This is a genomic window from Burkholderia sp. BCC1208 (assembly GCF_902833095.1).
In the GTDB taxonomy this organism is placed as follows: Bacteria; Pseudomonadota; Gammaproteobacteria; order Burkholderiales; family Burkholderiaceae; genus Burkholderia.
In genome coordinates this window covers 119,140-143,117 of sequence record NZ_CADFDY010000002.1, presented here as the reverse complement: position 1 = coordinate 143,117, position 23,978 = coordinate 119,140, and the positions used below count along the sequence as shown (strand labels likewise).

21 protein-coding genes and 2 pseudogenes are annotated in these 23,978 nt (G+C 68.6%); 14 read left to right on the top strand and 9 right to left on the bottom strand.

Annotated elements, in window-relative coordinates; translation table 11 throughout:
• Positions 1-37: 37 nt before the first annotated feature.
• Positions 38-228, bottom strand: a pseudogene (locus tag HWX09_RS33950) (LysR family transcriptional regulator); the annotation flags it as partial.
• Between HWX09_RS33950 and HWX09_RS05450 the strand changes: the two are divergent.
• The 5 genes and pseudogenes from HWX09_RS05450 to HWX09_RS05430 form a co-directional block, all read left to right on the top strand.
• Positions 205-345, top strand: coding sequence for a hypothetical protein (locus HWX09_RS05450; protein ID WP_175888558.1), 141 nt, complete (start codon positions 205-207; stop codon positions 343-345). The pseudogene HWX09_RS33950 and the gene HWX09_RS05450 overlap by 24 nt on opposite strands.
• A 98-nt stretch (positions 346-443) precedes the next feature.
• The gene (locus tag HWX09_RS05445; protein WP_027782815.1) at positions 444-794 is read left to right on the top strand and encodes a metalloregulator ArsR/SmtB family transcription factor; all 351 of its coding nucleotides are present in this window, start codon (positions 444-446) and stop codon (positions 792-794) included.
• A complete protein-coding gene (locus HWX09_RS05440; RefSeq protein WP_027782816.1) occupies positions 784-1,218 on the top strand; it encodes a YeeE/YedE family protein in 435 nt (144 codons plus the stop codon). The genes HWX09_RS05445 and HWX09_RS05440 overlap by 11 nt, the downstream gene beginning before the upstream one ends.
• 1 nt (position 1,219) lies before the next feature.
• On the top strand, positions 1,220-1,642 hold the full coding sequence (locus HWX09_RS05435) for a DUF6691 family protein (RefSeq protein WP_027782817.1): 423 nt from the start codon (positions 1,220-1,222) through the stop codon (positions 1,640-1,642).
• A 19-nt stretch (positions 1,643-1,661) separates the two neighbouring features.
• Positions 1,662-2,008, top strand: a pseudogene (locus HWX09_RS05430) (PLP-dependent aminotransferase family protein); the annotation flags it as partial.
• 84 nt (positions 2,009-2,092) lie between these two features.
• On the opposite strand, the gene HWX09_RS05425 reads toward HWX09_RS05430, so the two are convergent.
• The 3 genes from HWX09_RS05425 to HWX09_RS05415 form a co-directional block, all read right to left on the bottom strand.
• The gene (locus HWX09_RS05425; protein ID WP_027782819.1) at positions 2,093-2,371 is read right to left on the bottom strand and encodes a hypothetical protein; all 279 of its coding nucleotides are present in this window, start codon (positions 2,369-2,371) and stop codon (positions 2,093-2,095) included.
• Between the two features lie 96 nt (positions 2,372-2,467).
• On the bottom strand, positions 2,468-3,901 hold the full coding sequence (locus HWX09_RS05420) for a cytochrome c peroxidase (RefSeq protein ID WP_230469088.1): 1,434 nt from the start codon (positions 3,899-3,901) through the stop codon (positions 2,468-2,470).
• A gap of 29 nt (positions 3,902-3,930) precedes the next feature.
• Positions 3,931-5,394, bottom strand: coding sequence for a metallophosphoesterase (locus tag HWX09_RS05415; protein WP_027782821.1), 1,464 nt, complete (start codon positions 5,392-5,394; stop codon positions 3,931-3,933).
• A gap of 163 nt (positions 5,395-5,557) precedes the next feature.
• Here HWX09_RS05415 and HWX09_RS05410 point away from each other — a divergent pair, with 163 nt between their 5' ends.
• Complete coding sequence (locus HWX09_RS05410; protein ID WP_027782822.1) at positions 5,558-6,406, top strand: class I SAM-dependent methyltransferase; 849 nt, start codon at positions 5,558-5,560, stop codon at positions 6,404-6,406.
• A 102-nt stretch (positions 6,407-6,508) separates the two neighbouring features.
• Here HWX09_RS05410 and HWX09_RS05405 read toward each other — a convergent pair whose 3' ends face one another.
• From HWX09_RS05405 to HWX09_RS05385, 5 genes are all read right to left on the bottom strand, one after another.
• On the bottom strand, positions 6,509-6,820 hold the full coding sequence (locus HWX09_RS05405; protein WP_027782823.1) for a hypothetical protein: 312 nt from the start codon (positions 6,818-6,820) through the stop codon (positions 6,509-6,511).
• Positions 6,817-8,838 (bottom strand): BCCT family transporter, encoded by a 2,022-nt coding sequence (locus tag HWX09_RS05400; RefSeq protein WP_027782824.1) that lies wholly within the window; start codon positions 8,836-8,838, stop codon positions 6,817-6,819. Before HWX09_RS05400 ends, HWX09_RS05405 begins: the two co-directional genes overlap by 4 nt.
• A 308-nt stretch (positions 8,839-9,146) precedes the next feature.
• A complete protein-coding gene (locus tag HWX09_RS05395; protein ID WP_027782825.1) occupies positions 9,147-10,334 on the bottom strand; it encodes a porin in 1,188 nt (395 codons plus the stop codon).
• A 104-nt stretch (positions 10,335-10,438) separates the two neighbouring features.
• Positions 10,439-12,859 (bottom strand): glycoside hydrolase family 31 protein, encoded by a 2,421-nt coding sequence (locus tag HWX09_RS05390; protein WP_027782826.1) that lies wholly within the window; start codon positions 12,857-12,859, stop codon positions 10,439-10,441.
• Positions 12,860-12,886: 27 nt separating this feature from the next.
• Positions 12,887-14,158 carry an MFS transporter gene (locus HWX09_RS05385; RefSeq protein WP_027782827.1) on the bottom strand — a complete coding sequence of 424 codons (1,272 nt, stop codon included), beginning with the start codon at positions 14,156-14,158 and terminating at the stop codon, positions 12,887-12,889.
• A gap of 470 nt (positions 14,159-14,628) precedes the next feature.
• Here HWX09_RS05385 and HWX09_RS05380 point away from each other — a divergent pair, with 470 nt between their 5' ends.
• From HWX09_RS05380 to HWX09_RS05345, 8 genes are all read left to right on the top strand, one after another.
• Positions 14,629-15,573 carry a MurR/RpiR family transcriptional regulator gene (locus tag HWX09_RS05380; protein ID WP_027782828.1) on the top strand — a complete coding sequence of 315 codons (945 nt, stop codon included), beginning with the start codon at positions 14,629-14,631 and terminating at the stop codon, positions 15,571-15,573.
• Positions 15,570-16,568 carry an isoaspartyl peptidase/L-asparaginase gene (locus tag HWX09_RS05375; protein ID WP_027782829.1) on the top strand — a complete coding sequence of 333 codons (999 nt, stop codon included), beginning with the start codon at positions 15,570-15,572 and terminating at the stop codon, positions 16,566-16,568. Before HWX09_RS05380 ends, HWX09_RS05375 begins: the two co-directional genes overlap by 4 nt.
• Positions 16,569-16,593: 25 nt before the next feature.
• The gene (locus HWX09_RS05370; RefSeq protein WP_027782830.1) at positions 16,594-18,492 is read left to right on the top strand and encodes a dipeptide ABC transporter ATP-binding protein; all 1,899 of its coding nucleotides are present in this window, start codon (positions 16,594-16,596) and stop codon (positions 18,490-18,492) included.
• A 102-nt stretch (positions 18,493-18,594) separates the two neighbouring features.
• Positions 18,595-20,157 (top strand): glutathione ABC transporter substrate-binding protein GsiB, encoded by a 1,563-nt coding sequence (gene gsiB, locus HWX09_RS05365; protein ID WP_027782831.1) that lies wholly within the window; start codon positions 18,595-18,597, stop codon positions 20,155-20,157.
• A gap of 67 nt (positions 20,158-20,224) precedes the next feature.
• Positions 20,225-21,145: a glutathione ABC transporter permease GsiC gene (gsiC, locus tag HWX09_RS05360; protein ID WP_027782832.1), complete on the top strand. Its 921-nt coding sequence runs from the start codon at positions 20,225-20,227 to the stop codon at positions 21,143-21,145.
• A gap of 7 nt (positions 21,146-21,152) precedes the next feature.
• Positions 21,153-22,046, top strand: a complete 894-nt coding sequence (gene gsiD / locus HWX09_RS05355) for a glutathione ABC transporter permease GsiD (RefSeq protein WP_027782833.1) — start codon at positions 21,153-21,155, stop codon at positions 22,044-22,046.
• Complete coding sequence (locus tag HWX09_RS05350; RefSeq protein ID WP_027782834.1) at positions 22,046-23,128, top strand: P1 family peptidase; 1,083 nt, start codon at positions 22,046-22,048, stop codon at positions 23,126-23,128. Before gsiD ends, HWX09_RS05350 begins: the two co-directional genes overlap by 1 nt.
• On the top strand, positions 23,125-23,952 hold the full coding sequence (locus HWX09_RS05345) for a M55 family metallopeptidase (protein ID WP_027782835.1): 828 nt from the start codon (positions 23,125-23,127) through the stop codon (positions 23,950-23,952). The genes HWX09_RS05350 and HWX09_RS05345 overlap by 4 nt, the downstream gene beginning before the upstream one ends.
• Positions 23,953-23,978 lie beyond the last annotated feature (26 nt).

Below are 23,978 nucleotides of genomic sequence, written 5' to 3'. Positions count from 1 at the left end.
GCAGTGAAGCGGGCCGGTTCGCGGCGGGCCGTGCCCGTTACTCGATCTTCACTTTTTCCCATTCGCAGACCTGCGGCGCCGCATTGGCGCGCAGGCACTCGATCGTTGCGGCCATGGCGGCGCGGTTCGCACTGTCGGGCGCCAGTACATCGACACCGCGCCCTGGCCCTTTAGCTCCATCGGCAGAATCCGGATCGCGTTCAGTTGCGCGAAGCGCCGTGCGGCGCGAGCGCGTTCACCGTCGTTGCCGCGCCATGCGTGATCGCGGCGCTGGCGCTCGGCGTGGTGCGCGCCGGTGCGGTACGCGCGGCGGTCGCCGACGGAATGGCGGGCAAGCAGTGCTGATCGAAGGAGGGCAGCGAATTGGCGATCCGGCAAGCAGCGGGATACGATATTATACAAAATAATATAATGTTGATTCTTTAATCGTATTCCCCGCTCCGATGAACGACGATCTTCCCGCCGGGCCGCCCGGGCCCGATCAAATGCGCGCCGCCGCCGAGTCGGCCTGCGCGCTCCTCAAGGTGATGTCGAATCCCGACCGGCTGCTGCTGCTGTGCGAACTGTCGCAGGGCGAGTGCTGCGTGAGCGATCTCGAGGCGCGACTGGACATCCATCAACCGACGTTATCGCAGCAGCTCGGCGTGTTGCGGGACAACGCGCTGGTTCGTACGCGCCGCGAAGGCAAGAACATCCACTATTCGCTCGACAGCCCGGCCGCGATCGCGGTGATGGGCGTGCTCTACGAACAGTTTTGCGGGGTGGCCGCGAAGGAGGCGCGCGATGCAGGTTGATGCACTTCATTTCACGCCGTGGTTGTCGTTGGCCGGCGGCGTGCTGATCGGGCTCGCGGCCGCGGGGCTCGTCGCGTTCAACGGTCGGATTGCCGGCATCAGCGGGATCGTCGGCGACTTGCTGACGGCGGGCGGTGCAGAGCGCGGCTGGCGCGTCGCGTTCATCGCCGGAATAATCGCCGCGCCCATTGCGATGCGTTTCGTCGGGAGCAGCCTGACGCCGCAGGTCGACGCCAACTGGCCTGAATTGCTGGCGGCCGGGCTGCTGGTCGGGATCGGCACGCGGTACGCGGGCGGCTGCACGAGCGGTCACGGGGTTTGCGGGATGTCACGTGGCGCGCTGCGTTCGGTGGTCGCGACGGCGACCTTCATGGTCGCCGGCTTCGTGACCGTATTCGTGCGACGGCACGTGCTGGGAGGCTGACATGCAGGCAGGATTCGCGTTTCTGGCCGGGCTGCTGTTCGGCGTCGGCCTCATCGTGTCGGGCATGGCCAATCCGCAGAAGGTGCTCGGTTTCCTCGACCTGGCGGGCCGCTGGGATCCGTCGCTCGCGTTCGTGATGGCGGGCGCGACCGGTGTTGCGGTGTTCGCGTTCGCGTGGGCGAAGCGCCGGACACGGTCATGGCTCGGCTTGCCGATGCAGTTGCCGGCGTTGCGGGCGATTACCGTGCGCCTGGTCGCTGGAAGTGCGGTGTTCGGCATCGGCTGGGGGCTCGCCGGGTTTTGCCCGGGACCTGCGATCGTGTCGATCGGCTTCGGGTCGGCCAAGGGGCTCGGGTTCGTCGTCGCGATGCTGGCCGGGATGGCGCTGTTCGAGTGGATGGAGCGTCGACGGAACGGGCGGTGAGGCAGGGGCACGCTCGCTGGGCGCGTTCGATCGGCACCTGCACCGGTTCCGCGAACAGTTGCGCGCGCAGCGTGACGTGACGATCGACGCGATTGCACGGCATTTCCCGGCCGGCAACGTGGATGACCCCCACCGCCGGGCGGGATGCTGCCGTGGATCGCGTTGCCGGAAGGCATGCGCCCCAATGCGCCGTTCGATGCCGCACTGGCGTACGAAATCAAGATCGCGCCCGATTCGATCTTCTCGAATTCGGACCGTTTCGACGGCTATATCCGGTTCGCCTGCATGTGCGTGTTCGATGCGGCGCACGAGGCGGCATTCGACACATTCGGACGCCTCGTACGGGAAGCCATGGCGGCCGCCTAAGCGCGACGGCGGCGGCCGGCCGGACTTGCGAATACGCGAGTGCGCCGGCCGGATGCGGTACCGAAGCGGCAAGCCGCCGCCATTTCATCGGCCGACCGAGTGCGTGGCGAGGTGCTGGCGGATCAGCGACAGGTAGCGATCGCCGACCGAAAAATCGCGGGCCGCGCGCGGCCGGGCGGGCGCCGGCCGCAGCGTGGCCGGCGCGCTCATGCCCAGATACCGGCACACGGCGGACGGAAAGGGCTTGCGCGTATGCCCGAGCTGACGCGCCGCGCGCTCGACGCGGGCATCGCCGACCTGGGCACGAAGCCACGCCAGCACTTGGCGATCGGTGTCGTTGACGATACGGACCAGATGTTCCATCGTGCGCCTCACTGTTCATAAATACAGTACTGTAAATATAACCAGTGTTTGCGGTAACTGCAAGCGGGGACACGTCGACTGGCCGTTCGGCCAAGGTCAGCGCGCCGGCGCGGCGGTGCGCGTGATCCGCGCGTCGGGAGCGGCCGAGGCGGCGCGGCCGGTATAGCGCGCGTCGGTCAGCGTGCCGAGGAACGCGACGATGTCGTCGATTTCCGCGTCGGTCAGCGCGGGCGGCGTGCCGGGCCGGCGGTTCATCGGCGTCGAGTTGACGTTGATGTTGCCGCGATAGGCGGCCGGCACGTCGTCGAACGTCCTGGCGCCGTGATACCAGAAGCCGGGATCGGTCGAGCGCGTGTTGTAGAACGCGACCGCGTCGCGCAGCGTCGTGAACACGCCGTTGTGCATGAACGTCTGCTTGACCGCGACGTTGCGCAGCCCGGGCGTGCGCAGGTAGCCGCACCATTGCGTCGGTTCGGGCCAGCGCAGCCGACGCGCGGTGTCGCACAGCCCGTTGTCGAAATGGCGCGGATCGCGATTCGCCGGCAGCGCACGGTTGCGCGGCACCGCGATCGCGTCGTAGCCGAAATCGGTGAACAGCGAACGCTCCGGGCGGCTCGACGTGTCCGACAGCGTATGGCAGGTCATGCAATTGCCCTTGTCCGGATTGCGGAACAGCGCAAGGCCGCGCATCTCGGCCGGCGCGAGCGGCGTGCGCGTGCGCAGGAACGCGTCGAAGCGCGACGTGAACGGCGCCATCTCGTCGCTCTGCAGATAGGCTTCGACGGCCGAGCCCAGCGCGCGCACCAGTTGCTCGGGATCGCGCCGCACCGGCGCGCCGAAGCGCGCGGCGAGATCGGGCGCGAGTTCGGTCGCATCGACCTTGCGCAGCAGCGCGGCCGGCGACCGGTTGTTCATCTCGTTCGGATCGAACAGCGGCCCGCGGATCTGCTCGGCGAGCGTATCCGCGCGACCGTCGCTGAACAGGCCGCCGAACGGCGACGGGGCCGGTGCGTCGTCGTCCTGGTAGAAGTGGCGGCGCGGCACGTAGCGGACATACAGCAGCGAGGGCGCATTGCGTTGGCTGAAGCGCCCGGGCCGGCTGCCTTCCGGCACGCCGGGCCCCGCGAGAGAAGCCGCCGACAGCGTTGGCGCGAACGCGCGGTCGGGATCGTGGCAGCCCGCGCACGACATGCCGCGCGGCTCGGACAGCCGCGGGTCGAAGAAGATCCGGCGGCCGAGCGCGACGAGCGTCGGGTCGGGCGCGAAGCGCGCGGTGGCCGCGTCGATCTTGCTCGTCACCTGCGGCGTGCCGTTGCCGATCGTGTCGACCACGCGCGACGGCGGCGCGCCGGGAAGCAGGACCGTTTCGGCCGGCGCGGCGTGGGCCGCGAGCGCCAGGCCGGCGAGCGTCGCGGCCGAAAGCGTGCGAACCGTTCGCCGGCCGCGCGCGGCAGCGGAACCCGCCGCCGGAACCGAGCCGGTGCACGGCCGTGTTTCCACCGTCAGCGCACGCCAATCGACCGCACGCATCAAATCGCCATCCCGTCGAACCTCGTCACTCACGGCGCGATGAACCCCGTCTTGTCGCAGGCGAGCGTCGTGCCCGACTGGTTGCACGACGCGAGCAGCTTGCCTGCCGCCGAATACGCATGGAAAACCCAGCCCGTCGCCGGCGCGGCTCGGCGCTCCATGATCAGGAAACCAAAGCTGTTGTTGTGCGACAGCCGCTCGATCACGGCGCCCGGCGCGGGCGTCAGGCCGGCCGGGAACGGGTCGGGCAGCGCGACGTCGAGGTTGTCGCCGCCGTTGCCGGACACGATCGTCGCCGGGTGCCCGGACGAGAAGTTGATCGCCTGGAAATCGTGCACGTGGCCGTGCAGCGCGACGTGCACGCCCGGCGGGTAGTACGCCTGCGCGTTGAGGCTCGACATCACCGACTGCAGCGCGAGATTGCCCGGCGCCGGCGTGCTGCCGGCGATCGGCGCGAACGCGAGGATCGGATGATGATTCGTGAAGATCGTCGTCGTCATGCCGGCTTTCGACGCGAGCGATGCGACCGTCTGGAACTGCTTCTGGTAGATGCTGAACTGCGCGTCGGTCGTCTTCAGCGGCGCGCGGCCGACCTTCGCGGTGTCGAACACGATCACCTGCGAGCCGCCGCCGAGCGACACCGCATAGGGTTCCGAATAGTTCGCGTTGTTGTCGTTGGCCGGGTCGTCGCATGAACGTGCGGCCGAATACGGGCGCGGGTCGAGGAAGCGGAACCAGCCCTGGCCCGCACGTGCGCATTCCTCGTGATTGCCGCGCACGACGACCCACGGCGCTTTCGCGAGCAACGGCGCGGCCGGGCGGAACAGGTCGGCTTGCCACGTATCCCAGCCATAGCCCCACGGGCTGTCCTTGCAGCCGGCGATGTCCGGCGGGCACGCGTTCTCGCGATAGTGGTAGTCGCCGACGTGCAGCACCAGATCGGGCGACAGCTTCGCGACGCTGGCCGCGATCGTGTCGAGCGGCCAGACCGCGGCGTCGTTGCACGCCTGCCATGCGTTGTCGGCCTTCTTCATCCGGCAGCCCGTGTCGGCGATGATCGCGATGCGCTGCGGCTGCGCTTTCGGCAACGGCAGCATACGGCCCGCGACGCTGGCCGCCTGCGCGCCGGCGGGCAACGTCGCTTCGCAGACGGACACCGGGAAGCTCGACGGTTTCGAATCGGCCGGGTCGCTGGCGGTCGGCCGCTGGGCGACGGTCGCGGCGCCCGCGCGCAGCGCCATGCGCGACAGCTTGCCGTCGACGGCCAGTTGCGGGCACGGCGGATCGCCGGCCGACGCGGGCGTGTAGTTCGTGATGACGCGCGCGATCGCCTGGTTCGCATCGCCGATCTCGACCCATGCGGCCTGGACGTTGGTCGACGCGCTGGCCGGATCGTCCGGCGTATCGATGTGATTCGAGCACGCGGACAATGCGGCGAGGGCAACAAGAGGGGCGCAGCGCACGAGCAGCGCGCGCGTGAGGAATCGTCGCATGGGAGGCGGAGGCATCGTAGGAAAGTCGTCAACGATACGCAGCGCGAATGTAAGAAATGTGAAAAACGGGGCTGACGGGGCGCGCACTGGCCGGCCTTGACTTCAAGCCGGCTTGAAGCAGCACAGTCCGGTTCGTCATCAATGAATCGGAAGGGGATCGACGATGGAAACCAACCGGCCCAATGAAGCGCAATCGGCGCTATGGAACGGTCCGTCGGGGCGCGCATGGGTCGATGCGCAGGCGCCGATGGACCGGATGTTCCAGCCATTCGAAACGCTGCTGGCGGATGCCGCAGAAGCGTCGTCCGCCAGCAGCGTGCTCGATGTCGGCTGCGGCACGGGCGCGGTCACGCTCGCGATCGCGCGGCGGCTCGGTGCGAACGCGCAGTGCACGGGCATCGATATTTCGGCGCGAATGATCGACGCCGCCCGGGCGCGTGCCGAACGCAGCGGCCTGCGCGCCCGGTTCGTGTGCGCGGACGGGCAGACGCATGCGTTCGAACCGGCGAGCGTCGACCTGATCGTGTCGCGCCTCGGCGTGATGTTCTTCGACGATCCGGTGCGGGCGTTCGCGAACCTGCGGCGGGCGGCGCGCCCGGGCTCGCCGATGCGGTTCGTCGCATGGCGCGGCGCGGCCGACAACCCGTTCATGACGACGGCCGAGCGGGCGGCCGCGCCGCTGCTGCCGAACCTGCCCGCGCGGCAGCCCGGCGCACCGGGGCAGTTCGCGTTCGGTGACCGGCGGCGGATCGCATCGGTGCTGTCGGACAGCGGCTGGGCCGACGTTGCGATCGAGCCGGTCGACCGGGCGTGCGTGCTGCCGGCGTCCGCGCTGGATGACTACATTGCCCGGCTGGGCCCGGTCGGCCTTGCATTGCTGAAGACGGACGAAGCGACGCGGCGGCGCGTGATCGACACGGTGCGCGCGGCGTTCGACCCGTACGTGCATGGCGCCGAGGTGCGTTTCGATGCGGCTTGCTGGCTCGTGACGGCGCGTGCGCCGACCGCATGATGTGTAGCGTGAAGGCTGCGGATCAGGGAAGGGGCGGCCGCCCGTTCGCCCCGCGCGCGACCGTGCCCGCATGACGAAGCGGGGCCGCGCGACGCGCGGGCGTCAGCGCTTGCGCGCGCGCAGCATCAGCCACGCGCAGCCACCGGCGACCAATGCGAGTCCGAGCAGGACGGCTTCGACGCCGAGCGCGAAACCGGGCGGCATTTCGCCGCTGTTCGGTACCGGCGACAGGTTGCCGCCCATCGCGACGGCGCCGCCGGCGAGCAGCGCCGCGCAGACGATCCAGTAGGCCTTGCCGAGCGGCGCCGCGGCGCGGATCCGCCACAGCGCGATGCCGGCGCCGCCGAGGTACAGCACGGCGAGCGTGCCGAGTGCGATGACGTCGACGGCGCGGCTTTGCAGCAGCCCGCTCATTCGGCCTCCGTCGCGTGCCCCGGCGCACGGCTCAGCAGGTGCGTGCGTTTGTCCGCGGCGAGCGACACGTAGCGTTCGTACTGGCGCAGCACGTCGGCGATCACTTCGTCGCCGCGCAGGTATTCGACGTCGTAGCCGAGCCGGCCGTCCTCGAAGAACGTGACGATGCCGTGGACGTGCGCACGCGACTCGTCCGGCTCGGCCGCCTCGCGCACCAGGAACGCCGCCGCGGATTTCGCGGTGACGCGCACGCCGTACACGAAATCGCGGTGTTCGGCGGTCGGCACGGTGAGCCGCACCGCATCGTCGCCGTCGCGCTGCACGTGCGCATCGACGCCGCTCGCGCGCAGCTCGTCGGCGACCTTGCGCAATGCGGGTTCGACCGTTTCCGCGACGAACTGGCGCGCCTCGACCTCGGTCGTCTGCCGCAGGATGTGCGTCAGGCGATGGCGCCAGTGCTGGCCGGTCCAGAAGCTCGCCGCGGGCGCGATGTCCTGCGAATAGTGCGCGCGGTCGGCCGCGAGCCCGCGCCACAGCCCGTAGCAAAGCGCGAGCATGATGAGGGCGACCGGCAGCGCGGCGATCAGCGTCATCGCCTGCAGCGCGCCGAGCCCGCCCGCGACGAGCAGCACCGCGGCCGTCACGCCGAGCAGCGCGGCCCAGAACAGCCGCTGCCAGACCGGCGAATGCGCGTTGCCGCGCGTCGCGATCTGGTCGATCACGAATGCGCCCGAATCGGCGGACGTGACGAAGAACACCGCGATCAGCACGATCGCGGCGATCGACAGCAGTTGCGACAGCGGCAGGAAATCGAAGAAGCGGAACAGCAGCGCATCGACGTTGGTGGCCGTCTGCGCGAGCGCGCCGGCCGCGCCGTGCGTGTCGAGCCAGATCGCGCTGTTGCCGAACACGGTCATCCAGACGAGGTTGAACGCGGTCGGCACGAGCAGCACGCCGATCACGAACTGGCGAATCGTGCGGCCGCGCGAGATGCGCGCGATGAACATGCCGACGAACGGCGACCACGAGATCCACCATGCCCAGTAGAGGATCGTCCAGCCGCCGAACCAGCCTTCCTCGCGCGGCGGCGCGTATGCGTACGTGCGGAACGACAGGTCGACGAGGCTCGACAGGTACTGGCCGATGTTGTCGCCGAGCGCGCGGAACAGGAATGCCGTCGGGCCCGCGACCACCACGAATGCGAGCAGCAGGAACGCGAGCAGCAGGTTCAGCTCGGACAGCCGGCGCACGCCCTTGTCGAGGCCGCTGGCGGCCGACAGGCCCGCGAGCAGCACCACGATCACGACGAGCCCGATGCGAAACACGTTGCTGCCCGTGTTCCACCCGGCGACCGTATGCAGCCCCGCGCTCAGCTGCATCACGCCGTAGCCGAGGGTCGTCGCGATCCCGGCGACCGTGCCGACGAGCGCGAACGCATCGACCGTGTGACCGATCCAGCCGTCGATGCGCTCGCGCAGCACCGGATACAGTCCCGAGCGCAGCGTGAGCGGCAGGTTGTAGCGGAAGCCGAAGTACGCGAGCACGAGCCCCATCAGCCCGTAGATCGCCCACGCATGGAAGCCCCAGTGGAAGAAGGTCATCAGCATCGCCTCGCGTGCAGCGGCGGACGTGCCGGGATCGACGGTCGGCGGCTTCAGGAAATGCTGCATCGGCTCGCCGACACCGAAGTACATCAGGCCGATGCCCATGCCGGCCGCGAACAGCATCGCCGTCCACGACATGAAGCTGAATTCGGGTTCGGCATCGTCGGGGCCGAGCCGGATATTGCCGAAGTCGCTGGCGGCGATCAGCACGAGAAATACGAGGAAGCCGGTGACGGCGAGCACGTAGAACCAGTCGAAGCGTGCGATGACCCATTGCTGGCCGGCGGAGAACAGCGTGCCGGCTTCGCTCGGGAGCAGTGCACAGACGGCCAGCAGTGCACCGATGACCGCGAGCGAGGGCAGGACGACCTGCGGCTTGAATGTCGTGCGGGGCGAGGGACGGGAATCCGGCATGGCGGGCATCCAGTTGTGGGCGCAACGAAGCGCGACGCCGTCCGGCGCGCACGTCGCGTGTCGGACCCTGATACGGCGTGCGTCGAGTGTACCGCGGTGTCAGGACTGCAAGAAGGGGCATGCAGAAGGGAAAAACCTGACGAATTGTAAGGTATCGGGGCGATCGAGAAAACCCGCGCGGTGCGCGCGGCGGGCCGGTGAGGCGGGGAAAACACGCGGCGAATGCGTAGCCGGCGGCCGGACGACGCGCGCGGCAAGCGCATCGTCCGTGCCGGAGACGGTGCGCTGAAGGCGCCGTCGGAAGGAGTTCAGAACGTGACGGCGATCCCGGCCATGCCGACGAACTGGCCGTGTGTCGTCGACGGCGTGAGCTGCTGCGAATCGCCGACGATCGGCGCCGCATCGATGACGTGGCCGGCGCCCTGCGCGCCGAGCGTCTGTCCGCTCGAATGCGTGTATGCCTGCAGCGCATAGAGCGTCGTGCGTTTCGACAGGCTGTACGACTCCTTCAGCGAATACTGCTGATAGCGGGCCGCGCTTGCGACGCCGTTCGCCTTCGACGCGAGCGTGTACGCGAATGCGCCGGCCACCGAGAACGTCGGCGTGAAGCGGTACGCGGCAAGCGCGCCGTAGGTGTTGAACACGGCCGTGTCGGTGAAGGTCGAGCCGTTGCCGGGCAGATACTTCACGTTCGAATAGTTGAGCCCCATCGTCAGGTCGCCGAGCGTATAGTTGCCGGCCGCCGCGACCTGCTCGACGGCCTTCGCGGTCAGGTAGCCCTGATTCAGCACGGATACCGCGAAGCTGCCCGACGACGCGGTGGCCGGATTCAGGAAGCCCGTGGACGAGCCCGAGCTGTTGATCCGCAGGTAGCCGGCCGCGATCCCGATCGGCCCGTTCGCGTAGCGCAGCGCGGCGCTGAACGTGTTGCCCTTGCCGGTCGCGCCGGCAATGCCGCCGAATGCGTACATCGCGCTCGCGCTCAGCCCGGCGAAGGTCGGCGACGTATAGGTGACCGAGTTGTTCACGCGGATCGTCGTGTCGAGGCCGTCGATGTCGCCCGGATGCGCGCCGGTCGCGCCGGTCAGCCAGCTGCTCGATGCGTACGGGCCGACGAACAGGAAGTAGGGCGTGTACTGGCGGCCGGCCGTCACCGTGCCGTAGCGAACGTTGCGCAGGCCGACGAAGGCCTGGCGGTTGAAGATCGTGCCGGCGGCGGCCTGCGCGCCGTTGTTCAGGTTGAAGCCGGACTGCAGGTCGAAGATCGCATGCGTGCCGCCGCCGAGATCCTCGTCGCCGCGCAGCCCGAACTTCGACGCATACAGGTTGCCGTCGCGCATGTACACGTTCGAGTGGCCCTGCTGATTGTTTACGTACGCGAGCGAATCGTCGACGACGCCGTACAGCGTGACGCTGCTTTGCGCGTGGGCGGTGGCCGTGCCGAGCGACGCGGCCGATAAAATCAGGATTGCGTAACGGTTGACGGATGCTTTCATTGTCGATCTCCGGGTCTCTTCATCTTTTCAAGGGGGCGGGAGGTTGAATGCCTCCTCTGTGGCAGGCGGCAGGCCGCGCGAACGGCCCGCCTGATCGGGTTTGCTCAGTAGTCGAACGCGACGACGAGGCGGCGCCACGCACCGTCCCGCGCATCCTGCTCGACACGCGCACCGCGCACGGCAACCGGGCCGTGCAGCGACGCGGGCAGCAGGATCTCGACGCGATCGGCCGGGCGCGCCGCGCGGCCGTCCCAGCGGACCGACACGCCGAGCACGCCCGACGCCTCGCGGCCGGTCTCGATGCGCCACAGTCCGTATTCGCCGTCGCGCCATGCTTCCGTCTCGCCGTCGTCCTCGACGCATTCGCCGGACGCGACGCCGTCCTCGATCCGCGGTGCGACGAGGAAGCCGCGCGTATCGGCGCGCGCACCGAAATGCTGTTCCGCGACGTTCAGCGGCAGCACGCGGCCTTCGCGCAGCAGCATCACCGGCGTGTCGAGCGGCGCGGGCAGCGTCACGCTCGCGCCGCCGTCGAACGACTGCGCGCTCGCGCAGCACGTCCAGCGTGCGCCCGACGGCAGGTACACCGTGCGTTCGGTCTGGCCGGGATCGACGACCGGCGCGACCAGCAGCGCGTCGCCGAGCATCATGTCGTCGCATGCGTCGTAGCAGCGCGCATCGCCGGGGAAATCGGCGAAGGTCGGCCGCAGCACGGGCTCGTAGCGCGTCGTCGACAGCCACAGCAGGTGATAGAGGTAGGGCAGCAACCGGTAGCGCTGCTTGATCAACGACGCGACCTGCGCTGTGATCTCCGGGTACATCCACGGTTCGTTGACGGTGCCGTCGTCGTTCCACGAATGGATGCTGAAGCGCGGCATGAAGATGGCGAACTGCACCCAGCGCAGCAGCAGTTCGGGCGACGGCGCGGGGCCGGAGAAGCCGCCGATGTCGTGGCCGATGTTCGATACGCCCGACAGCGCGAGCCCGAGGCCCATTTTCAGGTTGTAGCGCAGCGTTTCCCAGGAGGTGAAGTTGTCGCCGGACCACGTCTGCACGTAGCGCTGCATGCCGGCGCCGCCGGAGCGCGACACGAGGAACGGCCGGCGCGCCGGCGCATGCGTGCGCTGCGCGTCGCGCGACGCGCGCATCATCAGCATCGTCTGGAGCACCTTCGCCTCGCGTGCCGGAAACGGCTGGCCGAAGCCGTGCGCGATCGCGTCGGGCGACCAGATCTCGTATTCGTTGTTGTCGTTCCAGGTCGACTCGATCCCGTATTCCAGCAGCGCCGACGTGACCTGCTCGCGCCACCAGCGGTAGGTGTCCGGCTGCGTGAAGTCGAGATACGCGCCGACTTCGTCCCAGAACTGCACCCATGCGGGTTCGCCGGATGCCGAGCGGATCAGCAGCCCACGCCGCGCGGCTTCGTCGAAGGCGGGATGGTCGCGCAGCAGGCACGGCTTGATGTTCGCGCACAGGCGGATGCCGTGGTCGCGATAGTGCTGCACGAAACCCTTCGCATCGGGAAACTTGTCGCGGTTCCAGTTGAACACGTAGCGCTTCGCGCCGATCGACGTATAGCCCGACGACAGGTGGAACGAATCGCACAGGATGTCGTGCGCGTCGCACTGCTCGACGAACTGGTTCATCTGCTGCTGGGCGTCCGGCGCGTCGGTGTAGCTCATCGTCGAGCCCGAATAGCCGAGCCCCCATTTCGGCGTGCGCGCGGGGCGCCCGGTCAGCCACGTGAAGCGCCGCGCGGCCGCGAGCGGCGTATCGGGCGACGCGATGAAGTAGTAGTCGAGATCGCCGTGCTCGGCGACGAAATAGCGATAGAGCCCGTGATAGTTGTCGAGCTCGCGGCCCATGTCGAACGAGCAGTCGGACAGCGTGTCGTAGAACAGCCCGAACCCCTGGCACGCCTCGGGCGACCACGTGATGTAGAACGGGATGTGCTTGTACAGCGGGTCGGTGTGCTTCGCGCTGTAGCCCATCGCGTCGATGTTGCGCATCTCGAAGCGTGCGCCCGTGCGGTCGAGTTCGCCTGCGCGTTCGCCGAGGCCGAATACCTGGTCGCCGCGCTCGCGGGCGACGTAGTGATACGCGCGATCGTCCCACCAGCCGAAGTTGTACGCCTGCGTCGCGCGGTCGGCGAGTGCGACGCGCCATGCGCCGTCCGCGCCGCGCATCGACCACGTGCAATGGCCGCCTTGCCGGCGCACCGCGAGCCGGATCTGCGCGGTTTCGATGTGTACGGCGGCGTCGTCTTCGGCCAGCTCGTATGCGGGCAGCGTGAAGTCGCTCAGGTCGAGGCGGTCGCGCCCGTCGAGCGGCACGTCGTCGAGGCCGGGCGCGATCGTCCACGTGCGCGGGGTGCGCGCCGTCGCGTCGGGCAGCACGCGCACGCGCACGATGTCGTCCTCGAGCACGAAGATTTCGAGGGTGGCGCCCGTTTCGGATGCGAGCAGCACGCGGTTCGCGTGGTGGCCGGCGACGCGGAACACGGGCGGATGAAGGAGCGAAGTCATGAATGCGATTCCTGGTGAAAACGGACGTCAGGCGTGCTGCGCGAGCAGGCGTTCCTGCTTCGACTGCCCGCGGATCAGCACCGCGAGCAGCGTGACGCCGATGATGTCGAACAGGCCGAGGCACGCGAACAGCGGCGCATAGCCGATCTTGTCGGCGAGCGCGCCGACCAGCAGCGAGAAGCCGAGGCCGCCGATCCACGCGGCCATCCCGGCGAAGCCGCTCGCGGTGCCGACTTCCTCGGGATCGAAGACGTCGGCCGACAGCGTGTTGACGAGCGCGGAGATCATCTGGTGCGCGAAGCCGCCGACGCAGAACAGCGCAATCGCCGTGTACGGCGACGACACGAGCCCGATCAGCGCCGGGCCGAGCATCAGCACCGCGCCGAGCGCGACGCCGGCGACGCGCGACCACACGAGCGGCAGCTTGAAGCGCGTCGCGAGATACGGCGACAGGTAGCCGCCGGCGATGCCGCCGAGGTCGGCCGCGAGAAACGGCATCCACGCGAACACAGCGATCTGCGTGAGCGGCATGTGGCGCTCGGTCGCGAGGTACAGCGGAATCCAGAAGCTGAAGGTCTGCCAGGCGGGTTCCGCGAAGAAGCGCGGCAGCGCGATCGCCCAGAAGCGGCGCGCGGTGACGACGTCGCGGATGCGGCGCTTCGACACGGGCGGCATCGTGGCCTGGCCTTCGCGGATCAGCGTGCGTTCCTGCGGCGTGAGGCGCGGATGGTCGGCCGGAGACCGGTACTGCGTGTACCAGAGCGCCGCCCACACGAACCCGAGCGCGCCGGTGACCATGAACGCGGCCTGCCAGCCGAACCGCATGGACAGGAACACGACGAGCGGCGGCGCGATCGCGGCGCCGAGCGACGTGCCCGCGTTGAAGTAGCCGACCGCGACGGATTTCTCGCGATCGGGAAACCATTCGGCGACGGCCTTCATCCCCGACGGAATCGCGGCCGCCTCGAACAGGCCCAGAAAGCCGCGCAGGACGCCGAGCGACAGCCAGCCGGACGCGAAGCCGTGCGCGACGCCGACCACCGACCACAGCATCGCGAACAGCGCGAACCCGAGCCGCAGCCCGATCAGGTCGACGATGAACCCGCATACCGGCTGCATGATCGTGTAGCCGATCTGGAAGGCGCCGACGATGTACGAGTACTGCTGCGTCGAGATCGCGAACACCTGCTTGAGCTCGGGCGCGAGCACCGCGAGGGAATTCCGTGCGAGGTAGTTGAGGATCGTGCCGAGACACACCAGCACGATGATCCACCAGCGCAACGCCTTGACTGTCTTCACTGCTGTCTCCTGTCAGGGAGGGCGGCGCGCGGCGCCTGCCCGGTCCATGAGGGCCATCCGTCCAGGATGGCTTGTTTCGTTTTGTTCGTACGATGTCCGATCTTGATGCGTGCCGGTTTTTACCGGTTCATATCGAAATTACGGTGTTCGAGCGAACATTTCATCGTCATCGAACTGCGATGTTATCTGACGACTGATCATTTTCGAACATCCTATGTTCGAATACGAATCCGGTCAACGTGAATCTGCATTCGAACGAACGTACCCGGGGTTTTCCCGGGGAGCGGTGACGGCCGCACGAGCGGCGGCGCAGGCAGTCGCCCGTCAAAGGCCCGTGCGGCGGGCCGGAGGATCGTCCGGACGGTCGGCGCGTGCCGGATGGCGCGTGACAACCCTGATGAAAATTTATTTCTTTTCAGGGAGCAGATTGTGTAAATTGATTTTCATCTAACCTTGCAACGACCCTTCGCATGACGCCTCTCGTTCCGCCCGATGTCAGTCACGACGAACCCGCGATCGCCGAGCGGATCGCGTCGGCGATGCCGTTGCTGACGCCGATTCACCGGCGCATGGGCGAATTCGTGCTGGCGAACCCGTTTCGCGCGGCGACGATGCGGATCGACGAGCTCGCGCAGGCCGTGAATGCATCGATCGCGACCGCGAACCGCTTCGCGAAAGCGCTCGGTTTCGACGGCTATCCGGCGATGCGCGCGGCGCTCGTGCGCGGCTTCGAGGCCACGCTCGGGCCGGTCGAACGGCTGCGTTCCGCGCAGGAGCAGGAGTCCGGCGTACGCGGCGCCGCATGGATCGACGCGGTGTTCGACCAGGCTGCCGCCAACATCGAGAACACGCGCGCGCAGCTGGACGCGGCCGATGTCGAGGCGGCGGTCGAGGCGATCGTCGGCGCGCGGCGCGTGCTGATTCTCGGCGCCGGATCGAGCGCGTTCCTGACCGGATTGATGGAGCACGGGCTGTCCGTCTGCCATGACAGCGTGCAATCGCTCGCGCTGCTCGGCGGCCCGTCGCATGCGGCGCGACGTCTGTACACGGCCGATTCGCGCGATCTCGTGATCGCGCTCGCGTTTCCGCGCTACGTGAAGGACACGATCGAGCTGGCCCGTCGTGCGGCGGCGCGCGGCGCGCGCGTGCTCGGCATCTCCGACGGCCCGCAATCGCCGCTCGCGCCGATCGCGTCGCTGAACCTGTACGTCAAGGCCGAGCGGCGTTTCGCGGCCACGTCGGAAGCCGCCGTGCTGACGATGATCGAGGCGCTGATCGATGCGGTCGCGCTGCGCACTCACCGGTCCGCGAAATCCGCCGCCGAAATGACCGAATTCCTGCTGCCGTGGCTCGTGCAGCCGCAAGCGGCCTTGCCGGCCGCCAACCCTTCTTTCCCACGTCCGAAAAAATCATGACTTCACCCGCGATCGTCGCGATTCACGGCGGCGCAGGCACGATCCTGCGCGAAGCGATGGATACCGACACCGAACGTCGGTACCGCGCCGAACTCACCGCGATCCTGCAGGCCGCGCAACAGGTGCTGGCCGAGGGCGGCAGCGCGATCGACGCCGTCACCGTCGCGGTGCGGATGCTCGAGGATTGTCCGCTGTTCAACGCCGGGCGCGGCGCCGTCTATACGGCGGAAGGCAAGCACGAACTCGACGCGGCGGTCATGGACGGCGCGACGCTCGGCGCCGGCGCGATCTGCTGCGCGACCCGCGTGCGCAATCCGGTGCTCGCCGCGCGGCGCGTGATGGAGGCGAGCGAGCACGTGCTGTTCGCCGGCGCGGGCGCGGATGCGTTCGCGGCCGCGCAGGGGCTCGAACTGGCGGAACCCGGCTACTTCGACACCGAATCGCGGCATGCGCAGTGGGTGAAGGCGCGCGCGGCGGCCGGCGCGATGCTCGATCACGATGCGGCGACGTTCGTGTTCGGCCAGTCGCAGCAACAGCCGCAGCCGGCCGAGCCGCTCGATCCGGACCGCAAGCACGGCACGGTCGGCGCGGTCGCGTGCGACCTGAACGGCCACATCGCGGCGGCGACGTCGACGGGCGGCATCACGAACAAGCAGCCGGGGCGAGTCGGCGATTCGCCGATCATCGGCGCCGGCTGCTATGCGGACGACGCGACCTGCGCGGTATCGTCGACGGGCACCGGCGAGATGTTCATGCGGCTCGCGACGGCCTACGACGTCGCCGCGCAGATCGCATATCGCGGCGCGTCGCTCGCCGATGCCGCGCACGACGTCGTGATGAACAAGCTGCCGCGCCTGGCGGGCCGCGGCGGGATTATCGCGGTCGACGCACACGGCAACGTCGCGATGCCGTTCAACACCGAAGGGATGTACCGCGGCTATGCGCGCGTCGGTGAAGCGCCGGTCGTCGGCATCTACCGCGACGACGCGGCCTGATCCCGGATCGCACGAGGAGATACGCATGACTTCGAGCCGTAACCCGTCGGTCCCGGCGCTGCCGGAGCAGCGCGTGGTGGCCGTCGACGATCTGTCGGTCACGTTCCGCCGCGAAGGCGCGACGTTCGACGCGGTACGCAACGTGTCGTTTCACGTCGATCGCGGCGAGACGCTCGCGATCGTCGGCGAATCGGGCTCGGGCAAGTCGGTCACGTCGCTCGCGCTGATGCGGCTCGTCGAGCACGGCGGCGGCGAAATCACGAGCGGCCGGATCGCGTTCCGGCGCCGTGGCGGCGCGCTGGTCGATCTCGCGCGGGCGAGTGGCGCGACGATGCGCGGCATCCGCGGCGCGGACATCGCGATGATCTTCCAGGAACCGATGACGTCGCTGAACCCGGTGTTTACGGTCGGCGACCAGATCAGCGAGGCGATCGCGCTGCACCAGTCGAAGGGCGCCGCCGAAGCGCGCGCGGAAGCACTGCGGCTGCTCGATCTGGTGCGCATCCCGGAAGCGCGCCGCGTGTTCGCACGCTATCCGCACCAGTTGTCGGGCGGGATGCGGCAACGCGTGATGATCGCGATGGCGCTGTCGTGCCGGCCCGCGCTGCTGATCGCCGACGAGCCGACGACCGCGCTCGACGTGACGATCCAGGCGCAGATCCTGCAACTGATCCGCGGGCTGCAGGACGAAATGAACATGGGCGTGATCTTCATCACGCACGACATGGGCGTGGTGGCCGAGGTCGCCGACCGCGTGCTCGTGATGTACCGCGGCGAGAAGGTCGAGGAGGGCGAGTCGGACCGCATCTTCGCGACGCCCGCGCATCGCTACACGCGGGCGCTGCTCGCGGCCGTACCGCGGCTCGGCTCGATGCAGGGCACCGACGTACCCGAGAAATTCCCGCTGCTCAAGGTGGACGGCACGAACGCGACGGCCCCGACCACGGCGTCCGCCGCGAACGACGCGCAGCCGCTCGTCGATCGCGCCGCGCCGCCGATCCTGCGCGTGCGCGATCTCGTCACGCGCTTTCCGGTGAAGAGCGGCGTGTTCGGCCGCGTGTCGCAATACGTGCATGCGGTCGAGCGCGTGAGCTTCGAGCTGCGCGCGGGCGAGACGCTCGCGCTCGTCGGCGAATCGGGCTGCGGCAAGTCGACCACCGGCCGTTCGCTGTTGCGCCTCGTCGAATCGCAAAGCGGCTCGATCGAATTCGACGGCCGCGACATCAGCGCGCTGAAGGGCCCGGATCTGCAGGCGTTGCGCCGGAACATCCAGTTCATCTTCCAGGATCCGTTCGCGTCGCTGAACCCGCGCCTGACCGTCGGCTTCTCGATCATGGAGCCGCTGCTCGTGCACGGCGTCGCGAGCGGCAGCGAAGCGCAGGCGCGGGTCGACTGGCTGCTCGACAAGGTCGGCCTGCCGCGGGAAGCCGCACGCCGCTATCCGCACGAATTCTCCGGCGGCCAGCGCCAGCGGATCGCGATCGCGCGCGCGCTCGCGCTGAACCCGAAGGTCGTGATCGCCGACGAGTCGGTGTCGGCGCTCGACGTGTCGGTGCAGGCGCAGATCGTCAACCTGATGCTCGACCTGCAGCGCGAGTTGGGCGTCGCGTACCTGTTCATCTCGCATGACATGGCGGTGGTCGAGCGCGTCAGCCATCGCGTCGCGGTGATGTATCTCGGCCAGATCGTCGAGATCGGCCCGCGCCGCGCGGTGTTCGAGGCGCCGCAGCATCCGTACACGAGGAAGCTGATGAGTGCGGTGCCGGTGGCCGACCCCGCGCGCCGGCATGCGCCGCGCCAGCTCGCGGCGGACGAGATTCCGAGCCCGATCCGCGCGGTCGGCGACGAGCCGGTCGTCGCGCCGCTCGTCGCGGTCGGCCCCGATCATTACGTCGCGACGCATCGCGTCGGCGGCGCGTATTGAGTGGTGGAGTCGCTCGCCGCGATGACGGCGCACGAACCCGCAGGCAGTCGAAACCGAAACGCCCGTGAGGCGTCACCGATTCACCGATAGGAGCCCAGCAAAATGACCCAGCAGCATCCGTTTCCGATGTTTCGTCCGCGCGCATGCTTCGTCGCGCTCGCCGGCGCGTTTGCGCTGTCGGCCGCGCTGCCCGCGTACGCGCAGCAGACCGCGGTGATGGCGGTGGATTCGACCTTCACGACGATGGACCCGTACGACGCGAACGACACGGTGTCGCAGGCCGTCGTCAAGTCGTTCTACCAGGGGCTGTTCGGCTTCGACAAGGACATGAAGCTCGTCAACGTGCTCGCGACCGGCTATGAAGCCAGCCCCGACGCGAAGACGTACACGATCAAGCTGCGCTCGGGCGTGAAGTTCCACGACGGCACCGATTTCAACGCGGCGGCCGTGAAGGCGAACTTCGACCGCGTGACCGATCCCGCGAACCACCTGAAGCGCTACAACATGTTCCGCGTGATCGAGAAGACCGAGGTCGTCGATCCGACCACGGTGAAGGTCACGCTGCGCGAGCCGTTCTCGGCGTTCATCAATACGCTCGCGCACCCGTCGGCCGTGATGATCTCCCCGGCCGCCCTGAAGAAGTGGGGCCGCGACATCGCGCTGCATCCGGTCGGCACCGGGCCGTTCGAGTTCGTCGAGTGGAAACAGACCGACGACCTGAAGGTGAAGAAGTTCGCGGGCTACTGGAAGAAGGGCTATCCGAAGATCGACGCGATCGACTGGAAGCCGGTGGTCGACAACAACACGCGCGCGGCGCTGATGAAGACGGGCGAAGCCGATTTCGCGTTCCGCATTCCGTTCGAGCAGGCGGCCGACCTGAAGGGCAATCCGAAGGTCGACGTCGTCGAGCGGCCGTCGATCGTGCAGCGCTACGTGTCGCTGAACATGCTGCAGAAGCCGTTCGACAACCCGAAGGTGCGCCAGGCGCTGAACTACGCGGTGAACAAGGAAGCGCTCGCGAAGGTCGCGTTCTCCGGTTTCGCGACGCCGTCGACCGGCGTGGTGCCGCAGGGCGTCGATTACGCGACGAAGCTCGGCCCGTGGCCGTACGACCCGGCGAAGGCGCGTGCGCTGCTGAAGGAAGCCGGCTATCCGAACGGCTTCGAGACGACGCTGTGGTCGGCCTACAACAACTCGACGTCGCAGAAGGCGATCCAGTTCGTGCAGCAGCAGCTCGCGCAGGTCGGCGTGAAGGTGCAGGTGCAGGCGCTGGAAGCCGGCGAGCGCGTCGCGAAGGTCGAGAGCGCGCCGGATCCGGCGAAGGCGCCGGTGCGGATGTACTACATCGGCTGGTCGTCGTCGACGGGCGAAGCGAACTGGGCGATCACGCCGCTGCTGGCCGGCGCGTCCGCGCCGCCGAAGCTCGTCAACACCGCGTACTACAAGAACGACGCGGTCGACGGCGATCTGACGAAGGCGCTCGAGACGACCGATCGCGCGAAGAAGGCCGAGTTCTACGCCGATGCGCAGAAGCAGATCTGGGCCGACGCGCCGTGGATCTTCCTCGTGCAGGAGAAGATCGTGTATGCGCGCAGCAAGCGTCTGCAGGGCGCATACGTGATGCCGGACGGCTCGTTCAACTTCGACGAGATCTCGCTGAAATGACGGCGGTTCGTCCGCCACGCAGTGCCGGCGGCGCGAGCCGCCGGTGCGCTGATTCGATCGGTGTCCCATGCTGAATTTCCTCGTCAAACGCCTGTTCGGCCTGCTGCCCACGCTCGCGATCGTCGCGGTGCTGGTGTTCCTGTTCGTGCACCTGCTGCCGGGCGATCCCGCGCGGCTCGCGGCCGGCCCCGAAGCCGACGAAGCGACGATCGCGCTCGTGCGGGCCGATCTCGGGCTCGACCGGCCGCTGCCCGCGCAGTTCGCGAACTTCTTCACGAAGATCGCGCACGGCGATTTCGGCATGTCGACGCGCAGCAAGCGGCCGGTCTCGACCGAGATCGGCGAACGCTTCATGCCGACGCTGATGCTGACGCTCGTCAGCATGGTGTGGTCGACGCTGTTCGGCATGGCGATCGGGATTGCGTCGGCGGTCTGGCGCAATCGCTGGCCCGACCGTCTCGGGATGACACTCGCGGTGTCGGGCATCTCGTTTCCCGCGTTCGCGCTCGGCATGCTGCTGATGGAAATCTTCTCGGTGAAGCTCGGCTGGCTGCCGGTCGTGCCGGACGGCTCGTGGAAGAGTTACGTGCTGCCGTCGCTGACGCTCGGCGCCGCGGTCGCGGCCGTGATGGCGCGCTTCACGCGCGCGTCGTTCGTCGAGGTGCTGAACGAGGACTTCGTGCGCACCGCGCGCGCGAAGGGCGTGCACGAGCCGATGGTCGTGCTCAAGCACTGCCTGCGCAACGCGATGATCCCGGTCGTCACGATGATGGGGCTGCAGTTCGGCTTTCTGCTCGGCGGCTCGATCGTCGTCGAGGTCGTGTTCAACTGGCCGGGGCTCGGGCGCCTGCTCGTCGACGCGGTGACGATGCGCGACTACCCGGTGATCCAGGCGATCGTGCTGCTGTTCTCGCTGGAATTCATCCTGATCAACCTGACCGTCGACGTGCTGTACGCGGTCATCAACCCGACCATCCGGTTCAAGTGAGGGGCGCATGAACGCGACTGTCCAGCCCGCGGCGCCGGCCGCACCGACCGCGATCCGCACGCCGTGGCGCGAATTCTGGCGCAAGTTCCGCAAGCAGACCGTCGCGCTCGTCGCGGGCGGCTTCGTGCTGGCGCTCGTGGTGCTCGCCTTCGTCGGCCCGCACATCGTGCCGTTCGATCCGGAGAACTATTTCGACTACGACGCGCTGAACGCGGGGCCGTCGGCCGTGCACTGGTTCGGCGTCGATTCGCTCGGCCGCGACATCTTCAGCCGGATCATCGCAGGCACGCGCATTTCGCTCGCGGCCGGCTTCTTCTCGGTCGCGCTCGGCGCGGTGATCGGCACGTTCTTCGGGCTGCTCGCCGGCTACTACGAAGGCTGGTGGGACCGCATCACGATGCGCATCGCCGACGTGCTGTTCGCGTTCCCGGGCATCCTGCTCGCGATCGGCGTGGTCGCGATCCTCGGCAACGGGATGATCAACGTGATCTGCGCGGTCGCGATCTTCAGCATCCCGGCGTTCGCGCGGCTCGTGCGCGGCAACACGCTGATGCTCAAGCACATGACCTACGTCGAGGCCGCGCGCAGCATCGGCGCATCCGACTGGACGATCATCATGCGGCACATCCTGCCGGGCACCGTGTCGTCCGTCGTCGTCTACTTCACGATGCGGATCGGCACGTCGATCATCACCGCCGCGAGCCTGTCGTTCCTCGGGCTCGGCGCGCAGCCGCCGACGCCGGAGTGGGGCGCGATGCTCAACGAGGCGCGCGCGGACATGGTGACGGCGCCGCACATCGCGGTGTTCCCGAGCCTCGCGATCTTCCTGACCGTCCTAGCGTTCAACCTGCTCGGCGACGGGCTGCGCGACGCGCTCGACCCGAAGCTGGAGCGCCGTTGATGCGGGCTGCACCGATGTGGACGGCGACGCTGCCGGCCGGGCCGCGCGGCACGATCGCCGACGTGCCGGGCGTGACGGTCGGCCATTGCACGCTCGATGCCGGCAACGTGCAGACGGGCGTGACCGTCGTGAAGCCGCATCCGGGCGACGTGTACCGCAGCAAGGTGCCGGCGGGGGCGGCCGTGATCAACGGCTTCGGCAAGAGCGTCGGGCTCGTGCAGGTCGACGAGCTCGGCACGCTCGATACGCCGATCGCGCTGACCAATACGTTCGGCGTCGGCGCGGTCGCCCACGCGCAGATCCGTGCGGCGATCGCGGCGAATCCGCGGATCGGCCGCGACTGGTCGACCGTCAATCCGCTCGTGTTCGAGTGCAACGACGGTTACCTGAACGATATCCAGGCATTCGCGGTCACCGGCGCGCATTACGACGACGCATGCCGCGCGGCGTCGCGGGACGTCGCACGCGGCGCGGTGGGCGCCGGGCGCGGGATGTCGTGCTTCGACCTGAAAGGCGGGATCGGTTCCGCATCGCGCGTGGCCGTCGCGGCCGGCCGGCCCTATACGGTGGGCGCGCTCGTGCTCGCGAATTTCGGCCGGCTGCCGATGCTGACGCTCGGCGGCGTGCCGCTCGGGCGCATCGTCGCGCAGCGGCGCGCGGCCGAAGCCGCTCAACCGGCGCCGCCCGAGCAGGGCTCGATCATCCTGTTGCTGGCCACCGATGCGCCGCTCGACGCCCGACAACTGTCGCGGCTCGCGCGCCGCGCGGCGGCGGGGCTGGCCCGCACGGGCTCCGTGTACGGGCATGGCAGCGGCGACATCGCGCTCGCCTTCTCGACCGCCTACACGATCGCGCACGACGCATCGACGATCGCGCTGCCGGCCCTCGTGGCCGATGCGGCGCTCGATCCGCTGTTCATGGCCGCGGCCGAAAGCGTCGAGCATGCGATCGCCGACGCGTTGCTGCAGGCGGTAACGGTCGCCGGGCGCGACGGCCACGCGCGGCAATCGCTGCGCGACGAGGTGCCCGATCTCGACCGGTGGTTCAACGAAGACAACGAAGGACGTTCGATCCTGTCATGAAGATCCTGATTTCAACCGACATCGAGGGTGTCGCCGGCGTATTCGCCACCGAGCAGACGCGCGCCGGCAATCCGGAATACGAGCGGGCGCGCCGCTGGATGACCGCCGAGGCGAACGCGGCGATCGAAGGCGCGTTTGCCGGCGGCGCGCAGGCCGTCTGGGTCAACGATTCGCATGGCGGCTATCGCAACCTGCTGCCCGACGGGCTCGATGCGCGGGCGCGCGTCGTGCTCGGCAAGCCGCGTACGCTCGGAATGATGGCGGGCCTCGAACAGCAGCCCGATCTCGTATTCATGATCGGCTATCACGCGAAATCGCAGACACGCGGCGTGCTCGCGCACACGATCAACAGCTTTGCGTTCACGCAGGTGTGGCTGAACGGCGTCGAGCTCGGCGAAGCCGGGCTGTACGGTGCGCTGGCGCGCGAATACGGCGCGCATGTCGCGCTGGCGACGGGCGACGACGTATTCGCCGAGGAAACGCAGCCGCTGTTTCCGGACGCGCGTTTCGAGACGGTCAAGACGGCCGGCGGCGCGTCGAGCGGCGAGACGCTCACGCCGTCCGCGTCGTGCGCGCGCATCGCGGCCGCCGCACGGGAGACGGTCGCGCATGCGCTGTCGTCCGGCCGGCGCGCGGGCGCTCATCGTCCCGCGCCGGCCGCTTGCACGCTGCGCGTGCAGACGGCCGCGCTCGCCGACCTGTTCTGCGTGCTGCCGTCGCTCGAGCGCGTCGACGCGGTGACGCTGCGTTTCGACGGGCCGTCGGTCGAGCATGCGGTGCGCACGCTGAACAGCCTGTCGGCGATGTCGTTCATGTTGCGGTGACGCGCGCCGCGCGATGCCGCCGGCGC